Origin of the sequence: Shewanella sp. SG44-2 (genome assembly GCF_014164215.1) — a bacterium.
GTDB classification, from domain to species: Bacteria; Pseudomonadota; Gammaproteobacteria; order Enterobacterales; family Shewanellaceae; genus Shewanella; species Shewanella frigidimarina.
Genome location: NZ_JACJEU010000003.1, coordinates 161,177 through 178,364 on the forward strand (window position 1 = coordinate 161,177; position 17,188 = coordinate 178,364).

15 protein-coding genes are annotated in these 17,188 nt (G+C 39.7%); 6 read left to right on the plus strand and 9 right to left on the minus strand.

Going from position 1 to position 17,188, the window contains the following annotated elements; genetic code table 11:
• The first annotated feature begins 28 nt into the window (after positions 1-28).
• Positions 29-1,015, plus strand: coding sequence for a phosphoserine phosphatase SerB (serB, locus tag H5181_RS03545; protein WP_182750240.1), 987 nt, complete (start codon positions 29-31; stop codon positions 1,013-1,015).
• 118 nt (positions 1,016-1,133) lie between these two features.
• Positions 1,134-2,042, plus strand: coding sequence for an alpha/beta hydrolase (locus tag H5181_RS03550; protein WP_182750241.1), 909 nt, complete (start codon positions 1,134-1,136; stop codon positions 2,040-2,042).
• 149 nt (positions 2,043-2,191) lie between these two features.
• On the opposite strand, the gene H5181_RS03555 is transcribed toward H5181_RS03550, so the two are convergent.
• Positions 2,192-4,576 (minus strand): PilZ domain-containing protein, encoded by a 2,385-nt coding sequence (locus H5181_RS03555; protein ID WP_011636483.1) that lies wholly within the window; start codon positions 4,574-4,576, stop codon positions 2,192-2,194.
• 430 nt (positions 4,577-5,006) lie between these two features.
• On the opposite strand from H5181_RS03555, the gene radA reads away from it, so the two are divergent.
• Positions 5,007-6,386 (plus strand): DNA repair protein RadA, encoded by a 1,380-nt coding sequence (gene radA, locus H5181_RS03560; RefSeq protein ID WP_182750242.1) that lies wholly within the window; start codon positions 5,007-5,009, stop codon positions 6,384-6,386.
• Positions 6,387-6,475: 89 nt separating this feature from the next.
• Here radA and H5181_RS03565 read toward each other — a convergent pair whose 3' ends face one another.
• From H5181_RS03565 to H5181_RS03580, 4 genes are all read right to left on the minus strand, one after another.
• The gene (locus tag H5181_RS03565; RefSeq protein ID WP_102035935.1) at positions 6,476-6,841 is read right to left on the minus strand and encodes a PilZ domain-containing protein; all 366 of its coding nucleotides are present in this window, start codon (positions 6,839-6,841) and stop codon (positions 6,476-6,478) included.
• Positions 6,842-6,998: 157 nt separating this feature from the next.
• Complete coding sequence (locus H5181_RS03570; RefSeq protein WP_259396933.1) at positions 6,999-8,276, minus strand: YjiH family protein; 1,278 nt, start codon at positions 8,274-8,276, stop codon at positions 6,999-7,001.
• Positions 8,277-8,719: 443 nt separating this feature from the next.
• Positions 8,720-9,661, minus strand: a complete 942-nt coding sequence (locus H5181_RS03575; protein WP_102035933.1) for a U32 family peptidase — start codon at positions 9,659-9,661, stop codon at positions 8,720-8,722.
• Between the two features lie 9 nt (positions 9,662-9,670).
• Positions 9,671-10,672, minus strand: a complete 1,002-nt coding sequence (locus tag H5181_RS03580) for a peptidase U32 family protein (protein ID WP_011636488.1) — start codon at positions 10,670-10,672, stop codon at positions 9,671-9,673.
• Positions 10,673-10,812: 140 nt separating this feature from the next.
• On the opposite strand from H5181_RS03580, the gene H5181_RS03585 reads away from it, so the two are divergent.
• Positions 10,813-11,310 carry an SCP2 domain-containing protein gene (locus H5181_RS03585; RefSeq protein ID WP_011636489.1) on the plus strand — a complete coding sequence of 166 codons (498 nt, stop codon included), beginning with the start codon at positions 10,813-10,815 and terminating at the stop codon, positions 11,308-11,310.
• Between the two features lie 117 nt (positions 11,311-11,427).
• On the opposite strand, the gene H5181_RS03590 is transcribed toward H5181_RS03585, so the two are convergent.
• Positions 11,428-11,679, minus strand: a complete 252-nt coding sequence (locus tag H5181_RS03590) for a YfhL family 4Fe-4S dicluster ferredoxin (RefSeq protein WP_182750243.1) — start codon at positions 11,677-11,679, stop codon at positions 11,428-11,430.
• Positions 11,680-11,691: 12 nt separating this feature from the next.
• Positions 11,692-13,056: a tRNA 5-hydroxyuridine modification protein YegQ gene (gene yegQ, locus H5181_RS03595; RefSeq protein WP_182750244.1), complete on the minus strand. Its 1,365-nt coding sequence runs from the start codon at positions 13,054-13,056 to the stop codon at positions 11,692-11,694.
• Positions 13,057-13,303: 247 nt separating this feature from the next.
• Here yegQ and H5181_RS03600 point away from each other — a divergent pair, with 247 nt between their 5' ends.
• Together H5181_RS03600 and H5181_RS03605 are read left to right on the plus strand one after the other, a co-directional pair.
• Positions 13,304-14,146, plus strand: a complete 843-nt coding sequence (locus H5181_RS03600) for an HDOD domain-containing protein (RefSeq protein ID WP_011636497.1) — start codon at positions 13,304-13,306, stop codon at positions 14,144-14,146.
• A 124-nt stretch (positions 14,147-14,270) separates the two neighbouring features.
• On the plus strand, positions 14,271-15,773 hold the full coding sequence (locus H5181_RS03605) for a bifunctional diguanylate cyclase/phosphodiesterase (RefSeq protein WP_182750245.1): 1,503 nt from the start codon (positions 14,271-14,273) through the stop codon (positions 15,771-15,773).
• A 65-nt stretch (positions 15,774-15,838) separates the two neighbouring features.
• Here the strand turns inward: H5181_RS03605 and H5181_RS03610 are convergent, their stop codons facing one another.
• Both H5181_RS03610 and H5181_RS03615 read right to left on the minus strand, forming a co-directional pair.
• A complete protein-coding gene (locus H5181_RS03610; RefSeq protein ID WP_123777152.1) occupies positions 15,839-16,270 on the minus strand; it encodes a thioesterase family protein in 432 nt (143 codons plus the stop codon).
• A 34-nt stretch (positions 16,271-16,304) separates the two neighbouring features.
• Positions 16,305-16,991, minus strand: a complete 687-nt coding sequence (locus tag H5181_RS03615; RefSeq protein WP_257984851.1) for an ABC transporter substrate-binding protein — start codon at positions 16,989-16,991, stop codon at positions 16,305-16,307.
• Positions 16,992-17,188 lie beyond the last annotated feature (197 nt).

The following is a 17,188-nucleotide window of genomic DNA, read 5'->3' on the forward strand; positions in this document are numbered from 1 at the left end:
AGTCGTAACATACTAAGAGGCCGTATTGATGCTTGAACAACGTGATAATGTTTTACTAAATTTTTTATTTTCAGATACTTGTGAGACATATCAACATTTAGGCTGTGTGTTATATCGTTATCAAGAGTCAGATTACTTACTTAACTTACAATCTCATCTACCGTATCGTTGTCGAGTTATTTTTAGTGCGCAATGCTCTGCAGAGATAGAAGCCTGGTTATCTTCCATATCTATCGATACTCATATCGCAAAGCTTGACAGGCAAAACGATTTATTAGGTTTTGAACTGTCGGCTCAAACCGCTAATGATGTTTTAATGGCGTCATTCCCAACAAATATAGCTGCTGAAATAGTGCTTATTCAACAACCATTAGCTCGCCTCAATCAACCGGGGTTATTGGTGATGGATATGGATTCTACTGCTATTCAAATTGAATGTATTGACGAACTCGCTGCTATGGCTGGTGTGGGTGAGGAAGTTGCCGCAGTTACGGCAAGTGCTATGCGTGGCGAATTAGATTTTGAACAGTCTTTAAGACAACGAGTCAGTAAGCTTACCGGTGCTGATGCCTCTATTATTCAGCAGTTGTGCGACAACTTGCCGTTAATGTCTGGTCTTGAAGTAATGTTAGCCGAGTTAAAAACACATCAATGGAAACTGGTTGTCGCTTCTGGTGGGTTTACGCCATTTGTCGGTCATTTAAAAACATTGCTTAATCTTGATGCGGCATTTGCCAATGAGTTAGTTATTGTTGATGGCAAGCTGAGTGGTGAAGTAACAGGTGAAGTGGTCGATGCTCAATATAAGGCTAACGTGATTAGTCTGTGTGCGGAACAGTGGGCTATTCCATCTGGTCAGCGAGTTGCCATTGGTGACGGCGCCAATGATATTCCGATGATCCAAGCCGCCGATTTAGGATTAGCATTTCATGCTAAGCCTAAATTAGTTGCTGCTGCAGATGCATCAATCCAAAATGTTGATTTACGTGCATTAGTCTTTTGCCTACAACTGTAATTAGTTAGTGTTTACATTTATGAACAAGAATAAATATAGAATTATTACTCTATTCTAGTTGTATTTCACGGTAGTAATGTTAGTTTTAAATTTATAATCACTAACATAACTGCCTATTTTGACTATAGATATCCTCCAAAACTCACTGTTTATACCATACAGAGATGGCCAATTGCATCTGCGGCATATTCGTCCTACTTCGCCTATAGCACTCGGTATTCCTATTTTGATGTTGCATGGTGCTATGTCCAATGGAAGAGTGTTTTATAGCAGCTCTGGTCGTGGTTTAGGCTGTTTTTTAGCTAACGCTGGTTTTGATGTTTATGTGATGGATACCGCAGGACGAGGCTTAAGCGAGCCTAAAATTCATCGTGACTTCACTTTGGGGCAAGGAGAAGTCATTCGTGAGCAATTGCCATTAGTGCAGCAGTTTATTCTACAGCGTCATCCATTGGTTAATAAAGTACATTGGTGTGCTCATTCATGGGGCGGGGTGTTAATGGCCAGCAGTTTGGCTCGTTATAGCCATCTACAGTCTAGTGTGGCATCGTTATTGACCTTTGGTTCCAAACGTACTATCAAAGTGAAGTCATTTAAAAAATGGCTTATGGTCGATTTTTTCTGGAATCGTTTTGCGCCTTTTTATATTGGCAGACAAGGCTACTTTGATGCCAGTCGACTGCGCGTTGGTATGGATAATGAAAGCAGTGCATCATTATTACAAACGATTGATTGGGTGCGAGGTGATTGGGTAGATCATGATGATAATTTTCATTATGCAGAAGCCGCAACCAAAGCGGTATGGCCACCAGCATGGTTTATCGCAGGTAAAAATGATCATGTATTAGGCAATCCGTCAGATGTACGCGATATGATTGATGAATGTGGTTTTAGCCAGGTTAAGTACACTTTGCTCGCCAAAGAAAAGGGCAATTTATTGGATTACAATCATGCCGGTATGTTGACTGCTCGACAAGCCGAGCAAGATCACTTTATACAAATTAAACAATGGTATTTATCAATGTGAGCCAAGTTAGCTGTAGATAAATAGTACGTGGTTATTAATCTATTCTTTGGTTAGCCAATCTTTGGTTAGTAAAAATGCAGTTTTGAAATAAATTCAGATCATCGATTTATGCTATTTTTAATTATAATTAGCGGTTATTGAAAGATTACTTAGGCTAGTGTCATTAAGCTTGGAAAACGGATTTCAACTTCAGTAGTAATATCTAATAGCTCACCTGAACCGATAACTCTCCACAATTGCTCTTCTAATTGCTTTGCACGGTGATTAGCATGTATGTGGATATATTCTAGCTCGCGTCGAATATAGCTCATATCGGGCTTGTCAGTTGCTCCTATATACACCCTTAACGCCATGAAGCGACCCACTTTTTTACTTTGAGTAATAAATTGAATTTGTTGTTCTCTATTACCCAGTTCAGATTTAAGTTTACATTGGATCTGTACTGCACCTCTAGGGTGACGGGTGAGTTGCATAAACACTTCAAAAAAGGCCATACCATGAGTCGGTTTCATTAACTTGATAGGATCTATGATGTGTTGTTTTAATACATTGTTGTCCAGTAGTGGTTTTAAATTGTATTGCAGTACTTTATCGCTGTCTTGAGCAAATAAATGGCTTATTTCATCTGTGGTTGTGCCAATACCTATGTAAGCCATTTGAGCCGCTTTTACTGTTTTTTCAATAAAATATGGCACTCCTGGTAATTGGCGCATCACAAGGTTTTTCATGCCATCAGCCAGTTCTTTTTTCTGGCCTTCATTATCTGATAACTGCTCGAGTTTTTGTTTATTGTGAGCAATCAATTTACTTAAAAACTCTACACCTTCATGCGGGGAGTGACCTATGATGGCGCTCAAATGTAAAGTCACACCATTCATCCTGCTGCGAATTAACTGGTAAGGTAAATTTGATAAATTAGTTTTACCCGCAGCGGCTTGCAGGCGTGGAAATGATAATGTGACTGCTCCAGGTTCGTTGAAGTTAGCCGATTTCTCTAACGTCAGTTGTAAACCTCGACTCGAAATATCATGGGTAATACCAGTGGCCTGTTTGTCACCTTGTTGAATTGTGATTAAGGTTTTAAAAATGAATCGAGCCTCATGGCGCCGCTCACTAAATGGCATTGATACTTTTTTGATGCTGTGTTGTTTTATTTTTGCTTGGGAGAATATCTTTAAGCCATTCACATCAGATTGATCAAACCAGCATTGATAGTCTTTACGAGCTTCCTCGTTGGTTAAATCAATAAGTTGTAAAGTATGACTAAATTGAGCTAATTGTTGCTCAGTGAGGGCAGCATAACGTGCATCATCCCCCGGTAAAGTGGACGTTTTGTAGTTTTTGCTATGATCAATAGGTTGCATTACAATTTTAAATACGCGCCAACTTGTTTTGGTAGACGCAAAACCCAAAAACAGATGAATATTTTTGGTCGCTTTTAGCTCCGCTAAAGTGGCAGAATAAAAATGTAATTTACCGTTAGAGTTATGAATAAAACTGAATAAATAACAATGCTCACTATTATCAATGTTTTTGAGCATTTGGGTTAAACGTCTAGTATTAATAAAACTCGGTAACTGACTAATTTCATTTTCATCTTGAAAATAATGTTGGATTGGTTTGTTACCTCTACCCAATAATTCGTAGTTTATGAGTGGTTTACCTTCAATGATGGAAACGAACAGAGGTAAATGTGTTAACAGAGGTAAGTAATGTCGCTCATAACCTAACCCGGTAGCGGTAACAATGACGTCGTTGACATCTACTTTATAACGAAACTTATAGCCACGGATAAGCTGTGATAACAAGCTGTCTAATGCTTCTCCGCCACCTAGTCTTTTCAATCTAAAAACAGCACTATCATCTTTGTTTTGAATATCCACTATTTGATATTCAACACCATGTTTTAGATCATCGAGATAAAATTCATCACTGAGTTCGAGTAGTTTTACCAGTAAAGGTTTGTCTTGGTCTAAATGATGCTTTAACGGCAGCTTAATGCGAGCTCCACCGACAGATAAATCTAGCGTTGCACCACTGACTTCGGTTATTCCTTGCTGAGAAACCATAATTCGAATGCTATAATTCATTCGTTCTTCACAGCGATTAAAATAACTGCCAAGCACAACACCAGGCACCAAAAAGGGATTTTCCTCGTCAATGACCTCAACTGAAACATTCTCTCTGAGTTTAAGACGTCGAAGTTTATGCGCTTTTATAACGTGCTCGTACACACCTAAGGTATATTTGTTACGGTATAATGGTAGTGCTTGTAGCAAGGCTTCTTTAGCGGGCTCGTCTAGGAAATATCTTTGATTGGCGACGACAACTTCTTCACATGGCAGTTCTGTTTTATCTCGTAAATCGATAATTCGCGTGCACAAAGATGAGATGCGATTTAGCTCCATTTTCAATAGAAAACGGGTTGAATTCGATTCATCAACTGTTAACTGTTCAAATACGTCCTGAAAATCAGGTTCCATGATCAACGGTTTCAGTTGTTCTATTAATGCCCTGTGGTTATCTAAACTCATTATTTTTATCGTTTTAAATGCTTATTGTGAGTCTGGCTGATAATTTTATCGGCAAGAAAGCGCTGATCTTTATAGTAATATACATTTCAATGTTGTTCGATAGGAATGCACAAATGATATCGTTGTTAATACCCTCGAAACGAAGATTAACATAGCGTATTAATAGCAATGCTGTATTGATGTAACGTTAGTTTATTGCTTTTTTACAGTTTGTTTACATGAGTGTGGACAATATTTTAATCGTTGGCAAGACTCTGACTAAAGATCGTTGTTATTATTATACTTATGTGTTGCCTAAATCGTCATTTTGATTCGACCGATGTTAGGTTTAGGTGATAAAGAAAATGTGTTAACAATGATGGTTTATTGATTCTTAAGCCGAATAACATCAAGCATAAAGTACTAATTGATTTACAACATAGGAACTAACATGGCAAAAGCTCCAAAAATGGCATTTGTTTGTGACGATTGTGGCCTTGATTATCCGCGTTGGCAGGGACAGTGTCGTTGTGGTGCGTGGAATTCTTTGGTAGAAATGAAATTGTCAGCCTCAAAGAGTTCAACTTCACGATCATCTGTATTGGGATACGCTGGTGCAGTGGGTGGCGGCTCTAAAAAACTCAGTGAAGTTGAGTCAGAAGATGCCGAGAAAAGACTCACTGAAATCGGTGAGTTAGATAGGGTACTAAGTGGCGGTTTGACGACAGGATCGGTGAATATTATTTCTGGCGACCCAGGTGCTGGTAAAACAACATTACTATCCGATTTGGTCGCTCGGATGTCACAATCTATGGCTTCACTGTACTGTACTGCAGAAGAGTCATTATCTCAGTTCAAAAACCGTGTTAATCGTTTAAAGCTTAATTACAACGAAGATAATTTATTTTTGCTGTCTGAAACCAGTGTAGAAGCCATTATTGAGGAATTAGAAGCTAAGCAAATCAAGTTTGCTGTCATCGACTCTATTCAAGCGGTTGTCACCGATGCAGCCAATGGCAGTCCAGGGTCGCCTTCACAAGTTAAAACAGCGGCTCAAGCGTTTACTCAATATTGTAAGAAAAATAATGTCACCATGTTCATTATTGCTCATGTGAATAAAAATAACGAAATAGCAGGCCCGCAAACCTTGGTTCATATCGTAGATTCATTGCTACATATCGACACCAACGATGGACAAATTCGTACCTTACGCGCTAATAAAAACCGTTTTGGTGATGTTGATACCGTGGGGATATTCCGCATGAGTGAACGCGGTATGATCAGTGTTGATAACCCTAGTGAAATATTTTTGTCGGGCTCAACCACTGAATCGCCAGGCTCGACTATCACTTGTATTCGTAAAGGTAACCGTAATTTACTGTTGGAAATACAATGTTTAACCACCGAGACTGAATCTGAGTTTCCACAACGTGTGTGTGTGGGATTAAACATGAATCGGATTAAAATGCTAACCGGTATTTTACGTAAGCATACTAAAACCAAAATTTTTCATGATACGTTTTTTAATATAGTGGGCGGTTTAAAAATTGATGAGTCGGAAACCTGCATCGATCTAGCGCTTGTTACGGCATTACTGAGCAGTTTAAATGACTTTGTCGTGCCTAGAACCACTTGTATTATGGGGGAGTTGAGTTTGAATGGCGATGTGCGCCCAATTGATAGTGGTGTGCCGAGAGTCAAAGAAGCTGCGCAGCATGGTTTTACAGAGATTTTTATCCCATTCCGTAATTATCACAAAACCATGGAAGGGCTAGGGGCAAAAGTTATCCCTGTGAAAACTATCCATGAGCTGCTTGAACTAATTAATTAAGCCTCGGGTGATAAAAAGCAAAATTTGTACATAAAAAAGGTAAGTCATTGACTTACCTTTTTTGCATCTTAACTTGTTATGTCGGCTGTTTAAGGCGCTGAAGTGATTAAAGAGGTCAACTCACGATTTAATAGCTCTGGATCACCCATATTCAATTCAATAATTCGGCGAAGATGGGTAATGCTGTCAACATCAATGTGAGTACACTTTAAGCCAAGGTGTTCTGGGGTTTTATGGACAATTGCCGCTTCCATTTTCAGTTCAATGTCAGAGTCGGGTAACACAAACTCCAAAGTTAAAATGCTATTGAGCTGACCTGTATACCCAGATGGCAATTCTACTAATGCACCATTAAGACTTAAATCTAAAATTTTAGTGCGCCAAGTTTGTTCTGTTTGCGCAAGATGAGCACTGGCTGCAAAAAAAATACGAGAAAATTTACGTCTGTCATCCATAGTTTGCCCTTAGTAATCAATATCGCAATGACACAAAGTCAGTGTTTATTGTTTAAGCATACTCGATTTATCTCGATTACGCTGAGAATATTTAGTCTAAAAAAAGGAGCGCATTGCGCTCCTTAGTGATATTGAGTTGTTTATCTTCTGACTTCAACTAAATGAGTAAATGGCCCATTAATGCAATTACAGGCAGTGTCACTAAGGTTCGTAGAATGAAGATAACGAATAGCTCAAAAAAGTTAACCGGGATTTTACTACCAATTAAAAGAGCACCTACTTCACTCATATAAATAAGCTGAGTAACTGATAATGCCGCAATAACAAAGCGGGTCAAATCAGATTCTATAGAGCTGGCCAAAATCGATGGAATAAACATATCGGCAAATCCCACCACAATCGTTTTCGAGGCTTCGGTAGCTTCTGGAATATGCAGCAGTTCCAATAGCGGAATAAATGGCATACCTAAGTAATTAAAAATAGGTGTATGTTCAGCCAACACTAATGCGACGGTACCAATAGCCATAACAACAGGGATCACCCCGAATATCATATCGACAACGTTTTTAATTCCTTCAGTTAGCACATGCTTAATGCCACCAGCAGAAGATGCCCGTTGCATTGCTTGTTCAAATCCCCACGAAAATACGCCATGACTGGCTGGGATTGTTTCGTCATCTTCATGGCGAGGAGTATCATCGATATACAGATCTTTCTTCCATGATAATGGCGGTAGTTTAGGGACTATGATTGCGGCAATAAACCCTGCTAAACACACAGTCAGATAAAATGGCACAAATAAGTGCTCAAGTTTGACTTGTGATATCACCACTAAGCTAAAGGTTATTGACACGGCAGAAAAGGTTGTGCCAATAACAGCAGCTTCACGTGCAGTATAGAAACGAGTTTCGTATTGTTTGGTGGTCATTAAAATGCCCACACTACCATCACCTAACCAAGATGCCATACAGTCAATAGCACTGCGACCAGGTAAATTGAATATTGGACGCATAACTTTGGTTAATAACGTGCCAAAAAATTCTAATAAACCAAAATTGAGCAATAACGGTAATAACATGCCAGCAAAAATAAATACTGAAAATAGTACTGGTACTAAATCATTCAGAACCAAGCCACCGGTTGCAGATGAAATAATCGCTTCGGGTCCCACTTGCCAATAAACCATGACGATAAAGATTGCGCCTAGAATTCGCACCGCTAACCAAAATAAATTTACTTTCAGCAGTGTGCGTAAAAAAATACTTTTACGAACGAATTTAGGATTAATGAGTTGAGTGAGTAATGAGGCCAATGCCATTAGTACCACTATGCAGGTCATAATAAGCTGAATCGAACTGCCCATTTGGCTTTGCAATGCTTTTGAGATGATTGCAATCGGAATGGTAATCGAACCTTCGACATTGATAGGCGTCATAAACAGTAGCAAGCCAATCAGTGACGGAATAATAAAGGTGAGAATTGTTTTAATGCTATGTTTTTTATGTGTCACGTTAAATACACCTTACTTATGTGTTCTAAGTTGGCCAGCTGTGCTACCCAACTGTTTATTATGGACCGAAATTGAATGTCCATTCAGTTGTTTTTTTTGGGTAGGCAAGGTTACCCCCTTATTTGCAGTATGTAAAATGATAACTTAACCGAATAGATATTAGTTAAATGTGAGTAGATATTTACTTTAAGAAAGTGTCGGAGTATATCGTTAAAATCTAATTTAATCAGTTGGTTAATATTTTGTTGCGGAAGTGTGCTCTCTTTGGCTTTGGCACTTTTTTATGGTTTGTATGCCATTAATAAACATGGATATGATTACGGTTCATGACCACTTTTATTAATGGCTATCAAATAGCGTTTGTAACGTTATCCCGCTGGAGTATTTGGCTCAAGGGAATAGTCCATGCCCGGTAACCCTAACCAATAGCCATTGCAATGATGATTGATAATCGATGCCTGTTTATTGTCGTTAAACTGTTTTGTGATTAGCGCCTTACTATTAAATGGATCCTCTGTTATTTGCGCTAATACATGAGCAAGTTCTGAACCCATGGCTACATCGGTTAATTTATTGGGTGATATACGCCAATAATCAATTCCCATGTCTATCATTTGTGGAATTTGGTTAATCAGGTTTACCTGCGCCGCAGATTGAGTTTGAATGCCATTTAAGCGGAGTAAGGGTTGTGACTCTTGAGTTTGAGCCAGTAAGCCTTTGCTATGGCGTTGGCAAATAGTTTGACACTTATCTTTTGGCAATTGGTAATGTTTTGCGGTAAAACAGCGTGCAGAATGTGCTAAAGGCAAATAGCCGTGACCGAGCACCTCTATTTCAAAAGCGGGTTTATCACCCTGGTTGATGACGGTGTTTAACCACTTCTGTGATAATTCACAAGGCATGACAAAACGATACATCCCTTTTTGGTGCAATAAATCAAGGCTGGTCCGATTATAATTATTGATTGTTGGCCCACACACAAAGGGGACTTTCGCTTGGTGCGCATAATGTACCGCAGCCATGTCATTAGCTTCAATACTGAAATCACCATTATCAATAGCTCGTTTCAGTTCATTAAGTTCAGATTGCGCCTCTATCAAAGCCATGGTTGATAACACCACGTGTTTGCCATGAGACTTAAGCATATTGGCGAGATCTAGATAGTCGTTAAACTTCAGTTCGCGGCGACGGCTGCATACGGTTTCACCTAAATAAACGGTATCGATGTTACTCAATGCTACTTGCTGATAAAAGTGTTCAACGTCAGATTTTGACCAGCAGTAACTAATTGGAGCGAGAGATATTTTCATAGTAAAACCTTATTGCCATTGACGCTCATAAGCGCCCAATGTAGTTATTTGTCCTTCGGATACTTTTGCTAACGCTTGCGACCATTGCGGTTGCTCGCAAAAAGACTCGGGGCTGGCTAAATAAGTGTCGATAGCGCTACGCCAAACGTGGGTGACTTGGCTGACGTAAGCAGGGCTTCGCTGACGTCCTTCTATTTTAAGTGATTTAATTCCCGCTTGGGCGAGCTCGGGTAACAAGCTTAAGGTGTTTAAACTGGTAGGTGACTCCAATAAATACTTTGCATCATGATCGTATTCGGCAACATAACGGCCTTTACAGACCACCGGATAACCCAGTTGTTGGTTAGCTTCAGCTTTATCAATTAATACATTATTGAGTCGGGTCAATTTATCGCTGCCAGAATCTTGCCAACGCACATGGTTAGCAGGTGAGCACGAACCGCCTGTATTAGGGGATTGTCCTGTTACATATGATGATAAATGGCAACGTCCTTCAGCCATGATACATAAACTACCAAAAGCAAATACTTCAAGCTCAACAGGGCTCACTTTAGCTAAGTCTCGAACCTGTTTAATGGACAATACTCGTGGCAATACTGCTCGTTCGATATTAAAAGCTTGTTGATAAAATGATAGAGCCCCTAAGTTTGTGGCGCTGGCTTGTACTGATAAATGCAACGGAAGGTGGGGATAATGCTGGTGGGCATAATCGAGTAATGATAAATCAGCTACGATGAGGGCATCCATTTCTAATTGTGCGGCTAAATCAACGGCCTGATACCAGCGGTGTTCTTCACCGGGTTTGGGAAAAGTGTTTAAGGTTAAAAATACCTTTCGCCCTTGGCTTTGGGCCAGTTTTGTCGCTTGTGCTAGTTGTACTGCAGAAAAGTTTAGTCCTGCAAACGAGCGCGCATTAGTGTCATCTTTTAGTCCGAGGTAAACCGCATCAGCGCCAGCGTTAAGAGCGGCTTTGAGTGACGCTAAGTTACCTGCAGGGCATAAGAGTTCCATGTTGGTGTTCTCATTTTTTTCAAAGAACAGGAGTGTAAATGTGATTGAGTTAACATGATTTGATTTAAAACAGGTTTCGTTAGATAAATTGCCAGTAAACTCACTTGATTATTGGTTCTATTTGCAAGTAGGTACTCTCGATGGCACAAGCATTTACACAACAATTATCGGCGCACTTGTTACATTTTGCGCCTCAAGTAAGCCGTCGCTCGCTAAACTTGATGCCGGAAGCGTTAAAAATAATCGTCATCAATAAACTGCTTAATTTAGTGTTAGCGGAACAATTGAAGGCAGATGAACTCCATTTTCTCAAACAAAAGTGGGTAGGCATTTGTGTTGATGATATTGGTTTGCGTTTTGAGGTGGGTGTCGAACAACAACTACGAGTGCGTGCTTTTACTCAGCCTGATGTGACATTAAGTGCCAATGTGCCTGAGCTAATTTTGGTTGCAGCAGGTAAAGAAGATCCCGACACGCTGTTTTTTCAGCGTAAATTACGTATAGAAGGGGATACAGAGTTGGGGTTAGAGGTTAAAAATTTATTGTTGTCTATAGAGTTAGATAGCTTACCCAAACCCGCTCGGATCGGCATTGAGCAACTGGCAAAAGTATTACAAACATTAACAGCCAGTGAATAGTTATGGTGTTATTTGACTCTAAAAATCGGCGCATTAAGCGCCGTTTTTGCAGATGCTAGGTACTAAATACTAAATACTAGACACTAAATATAAGCTCTTAGTTGCTCAATCCTGAGGTTACACATTGCCAGTGAGTGCAGAGTATTTTAGTAATAGCGCATCATGTGACTCGACATGTTTAGGGTCGGGGTCGATACAATCGATAGGGCAAACAGACGCGCAAGTCGGCTTGTCGTAATGACCAACACATTCGGTGCACAACGAAGGATCGATTTCATACACCTCTTCACCCATAGTAATGGCTTCGTTAGGACATTCGGGTTCGCACATATCACAATTGATACAGCTATCGTCAATGATTAGTGCCATAAAAACCTTAATTTAAGCTGGTTGATGAGGGTTTCGTGTATCCATTCCCTCAGGTAAATTACGCATTAACATGGCTTTGTCGATATTAATATCTGCTGGAAGCGCTAGAAACACAAAATGGCCTGAGCCTAAAGCAGAGTCAATCGATTCGCCTTTGCGATTAATTAACGATTCAATAGTGATAACAAAATTACCTTCAGTTGTCATTATTTCAACACTGTCGCCAACTGAAAATTTATTTTTAACATCAATTTCAGCCAAACCCTCAGTATTTCGTTTACCGGTAAACTCACCAACAAATTGCTGGCTATCACTTACCGAGTGGCCATATTGATAGTTTTGATATTCGTCATGCACGTGACGACGCAAAAATCCTTCGGTATAACCTCGGTGCGCAAGTCCTTGAAGATTACTCATCAACGTACGATCAAAGTCTTTGCCAGCAGCGGCATCTTCAATGGCTTGGCGATATAATTGTGCCGTGCGCGCAACATAGTAAAAGGACTTAGTGCGACCTTCAATTTTTAATGAATCAACGCCCATTTTGGTTAAGCGATCCACATGTTGAATAGCGCGCAAATCTTTTGAATTCATAATATAAGTGCCATGCTCATCTTCAAAAGCGGGCATATACTCGCCAGGACGACCAGCTTCTTGCAGTAGCACTATGTCGCTACTGGGTTGGCCAGAACCCAGCGTTGGGTTTTCAAATTGAACGGTTGGGGCAACAGGGATTATATCGCCGGTCTCGGTTTGCTCTGCTGGGTGCACATCGTATTTCCAACGACATGCATTGGTACAGGTTCCCTGATTAGGGTCGCGTTTATTCATGTAACCAGAGAGTAAACAACGGCCTGAATAAGCCATGCACAGTGCGCCATGAACAAACACTTCTAATTCAATATCGGGGCAACGTTGGCGAATTTCTTCAATTTCATCCAATGATAACTCACGAGATAAAATGACTCGCTTGATGCCTTGTTGTTGCCAGAATTTAACCGATGCCCAGTTAATCGCATTCGCTTGAACCGATAAGTGAACGACTTGATCTGGAAATGTTTCGCGTACCATCATAATAAGCCCAGGATCTGACATGATCACCGCATCGGGTTTCATCGCAATCACCGGCTCCATGTCTTTAATATAGGTTTTTAGTTTGGCATTATGTGGGGCAATATTACTGACAACATATAATTTCTTACCTAGGGCGTGAGCCTCTTCAATACCGCTGGCAAGAGCCTCCATTTTGAAATCATTATTTCTAACTCGTAAGCTATAACGAGGTTGGCCTGCGTAAACGGCATCAGCACCATAAGCAAAGGCGTAACGCATATTTTTAAGCGTACCAGCGGGAGATAATAATTCAGGTTTAAACATGTTTTTCGACCTAATAGAACATTGTGTGATGAAAGGGCCGAAGCTTACTTAAGGATATTAGCGAGGACAAATATAGCCTTGGTATTTGTGAGGTTGGTTGTATTTTTATTACATCAAAGGGATTTATGACTGATAAATCAGAACAGGAAGATATAAATAATTGAGTTGTCGTCAGTTGAGTAATCGCAAACGTTATCGGTTTGGGTATATAATCCAGCATTAGAGACTATTTATTTATGGAGAACCCATGTCTACGGAACATCAACTCTTGGTTGGACTATTAAAAAAGCTCAAAGATGATGCTTTAGTTTTACCAACATTACCTGAAGTGGCCATGCGTGTTCAAGAAGTGGTGTCTCGTCAAGATTCAAGCCTCAAACAAGTAGCCGACATCATTGGGCAAGATGCCGCTATTTCAGCCCGTATTATTAAAGTCGCTAACAGTGCTTTGTATTCTCGTGGCAATAAAGCAGAAAGCATTAATGCTGCGGTGAGTCGCATTGGTTTAGTGCAAATCAAATCTATTACCACGTCAGTTGCGATGGAGCAGCTCTTTATCTCAACCAACGAAATGGTGTGGGAAGTGATGGATGAGGTATGGAAAACCTCTATTGAAGTGACGGCTTCATCTTGTGCAATGCTTGAAATGTATAACAAACGTCATCCTACTAAAAAATTAGATCGTGATACGCTTACTCTTGCTGGTTTGGTGCACAATATTGGTGCTTTACCAGTATTAACCGAGGCAGAAGTTCACCCAGAGTTGTTTGGCCGAATTGATGACCTACGCAGTTTAGTCCGTAAAATGCAGGGGCCGATTGGCCGTGCGGTATTAAAAACGTGGGACTTTGCCCCAGAGGTGATGGAAGTGGTTGAGCGTTGGGCTGATCTTCATTATTTACCTGAAAAAGTGACTTATCTCGACTTTATCCGTTCTGCGGCATTTTACACTGGCGAACTTAGAGCTGGCGAAGAGTTAGAAGAAAGGTTAGGTGTCTTTGCTCAACGTGGCTTGCCTGTTACACCAGAAGATCTCGCTAGTGATGAGTTTATTAATATGTACCATTCAATTATGCAAAGTTACGAGTAATGCTACTTTGAGTGTGTCTCACGGATATTAGTCAATGAGTTAACATTAAATGATTAATATCTAAGTGAGATGTTTTTGACGTTTAAACAACCGATGATTAAAATTGTAACATGATGAATACTTAATGAATTATTTGCTAATAACAGTGTTGTTTATGATTGTGATCATGCTGTGTACCATTGCATGTCTCCATTGGCGTCAGCATCGTTTTATTAAACAATTAACTTACTCGTTAGAATTACAATTACTCAATCAAGATTCATTTAACATAGATTCCCCTTCAAAATCCTTAAAACCGCTCATTAATGTCCTTCATCATTTGCATCAATCAAGCCTATTTAGCACCGAACGAGATAAGCTAACTGGCTTAGCTAACCGTGTCGGCTTTAAACGAAAAATGTTGTCAAAAATGCCTATTTCAGAAGGTATGTTAGTGCTGGTGGATATTCGTCAATTTCGTTTTGTGAATGATTTATTTGGTTTTTTATTTGGTGACAAACTGCTGAAAGCTTTTGCCAAACGGATAGATAACCTGAACTGTAAAGCACAGTTCATCTCACGTATGAACGGTAATGAGTTCTTGTTGTTTTTCCAGCAGCCGTTGACTATCGAGCAATTGCAAACAATCAAAAATGACTTACAAAGCCCATTTGAAATTGAACAACAGCCAATCAGTATTAAAATGCAGCTCGGAGTGTTGTCGTTAAATGAGCATCATGCAGATGTCAGTTTGATGCTGCGCCGTTTAGATTTAGCACTGAAGAAAGCCAAAGCATTAAAACAGCCGATTGCTTTTTACGATCAAGATGATGATAAAGCACAATACCGAGAATTGTTGATTATTAATGGCTTACCTAAAGGGTTAAAGCAAGGTCAATTATTTATGGTATTTCAACCAAAACTAGATATAAAAAGCGGCCGATGTAAGCAGGTCGAAGCGTTAATTCGTTGGCAACATGAAGGCTTAGGATTAATTTCTCCAAATGAATTTATTCCATTAGCGGAACAGACCGGAATGATCGATATTCTGAGTAGTTGGGTGTTAGATAACGTATTAGCTCAACAAGCCAAATGGCGAAATATGGGGGTTTACGTTAATGTAGCCATTAATTTGTCATCTACTGACTTAGACAATCCAAACCTTGCAGTCGATGTCGCCACCAAACTATCCCAGTATCTGGTTCCTGCCGAAACCATTACCATTGAAATCACTGAAAGTGTGTTGATGAAATCGCTCGAGCAAACGATTGTTACCTTAAATCAATTACGTGATATTGGGGTAAAACTTGCCATTGATGATTTTGGCACTGGCCATTCTTCTTTAGCTTATTTGCGTCATTTACCTGTTGATGAAGTGAAAATTGATAAAGCCTTTTTAGATGAGTTTGAAACCTCTCACGCGGCGAAACAAATTGTGAAGACGAGTATCGAACTGGCTAAAAATTTAGGTTTTGAAGTGACGGTTGAAGGCGTTGAATCTAAGTCGGTATTAGATGCATTACATCTTTTTGGAGTCGATACCATTCAAGGTGATTACTTTGCTAAACCATCTACTGCCAGTGAGTTTGAACATCTTTATCCGCAACTTAATTATCAGCAACATAATCATCTGCAGCATAATCATTGATAATGCTAGCGTTCCAAAAATTAACTCTTCGCAAGGTAAGTTTCGTGACATTTCGTGATAAAGCGCTAAGATCCTGCGGATAAATGGGCGATTAACTCTACAGGCATAGGTGCAAGTTGACGCTTCTGGTTCATGCAGACCATTTCAATTGTAGCTGTTACTGCAGGTTTTTTAGCATTAGGACGCCATATTTGTTGTTTCCATACGGTACGATATTTACTTTCAAAATAGAATTGAGTGCGTACATCAATAATATCTGCAAACTCAACCCCATCGTGACATAACATATCGCTGCGATAAACGGCAAAACCCAATTGTTGTTGCTGCCAAAGTTGGCTGAGTACATCTGCGCCGATGACATGTTCACGCGCACGTTCGAAATACTTTAAGAAATTAGGATGATATACCACACCAGAAAAGTCAGTGTCTTCATAATAAATTTGCACTGAAAAAGAGTGAACTGGGCTGTATTGGTGCTCCACAGAGGTGTGACTCATTACACTATGACCTTATGTTTTCATTGTATTGTGGTTAATCATTTGAGGGCAGAAGCAGTTGCTGGTACTTACCTTGTTTTTGTAACGTTAGCAGCCCTTTGTCGAGTAATTGGCTAATGTGCTCAGCTTGAGGGTTAAGTTTAGAAAATGCGACAAAAATTTTACTGGTATGATTATTAAACTTAGCTTTTATGTCATGGCTAACACCCATTTGTTTGATATAAACATCAGCAACAAGATCATACATAATGGCGGTATCAATTCTGCCGACCAATAACAAATTGATTAGTTGGCGCTGGTTATTCACCGTGATGACTTGCAGTTGTTGTTGTTCAATAAGCGTCGTAAATTCGTCGCCGTACTCATAACCATTCACAATACCAATAGTACTTTTTGTTGGGATCTGCCATTTATTATCCGCAATGGTAGGGTGCTCTTTAGCAAAGAAAAAAGAAGCGGTTACCGTAAACAAAGGTTCATTACCGAATATAAATCGATCAATAGTGCTTTGTTCTTTTGTCACATTAAAAACGCCATCAACTGAACCTCGCTCGGTCATAATCAAACCTCGAGCATAGGGTACAACAATAGTAGAAACGTCAACATCAACTTGTTTAAAAGCCTGTTTGATAAGGTTATGAGAAATGCCATTACCCACCTCGTCAGCAAAAGGAGGCCAACTGTCTTCTGCAGCTAAAGTGATTTTTAATGGTTCTGCCACTGTGATGGTCGAGTTAAATGTGTATATAACGCTCACTGATATGAATAGCAAGTAGATAAATAAACGAACTCGTTTGGGCATAAAAGTGTAATCAAAAGTTGTTTTTTTGTAACGTATTAACGACATATAATCCTTTATAGAAGTGTCCTGCTACGGCCCAGCAAGAATAACACTTTTGCAAATAAAGTGATATTCCC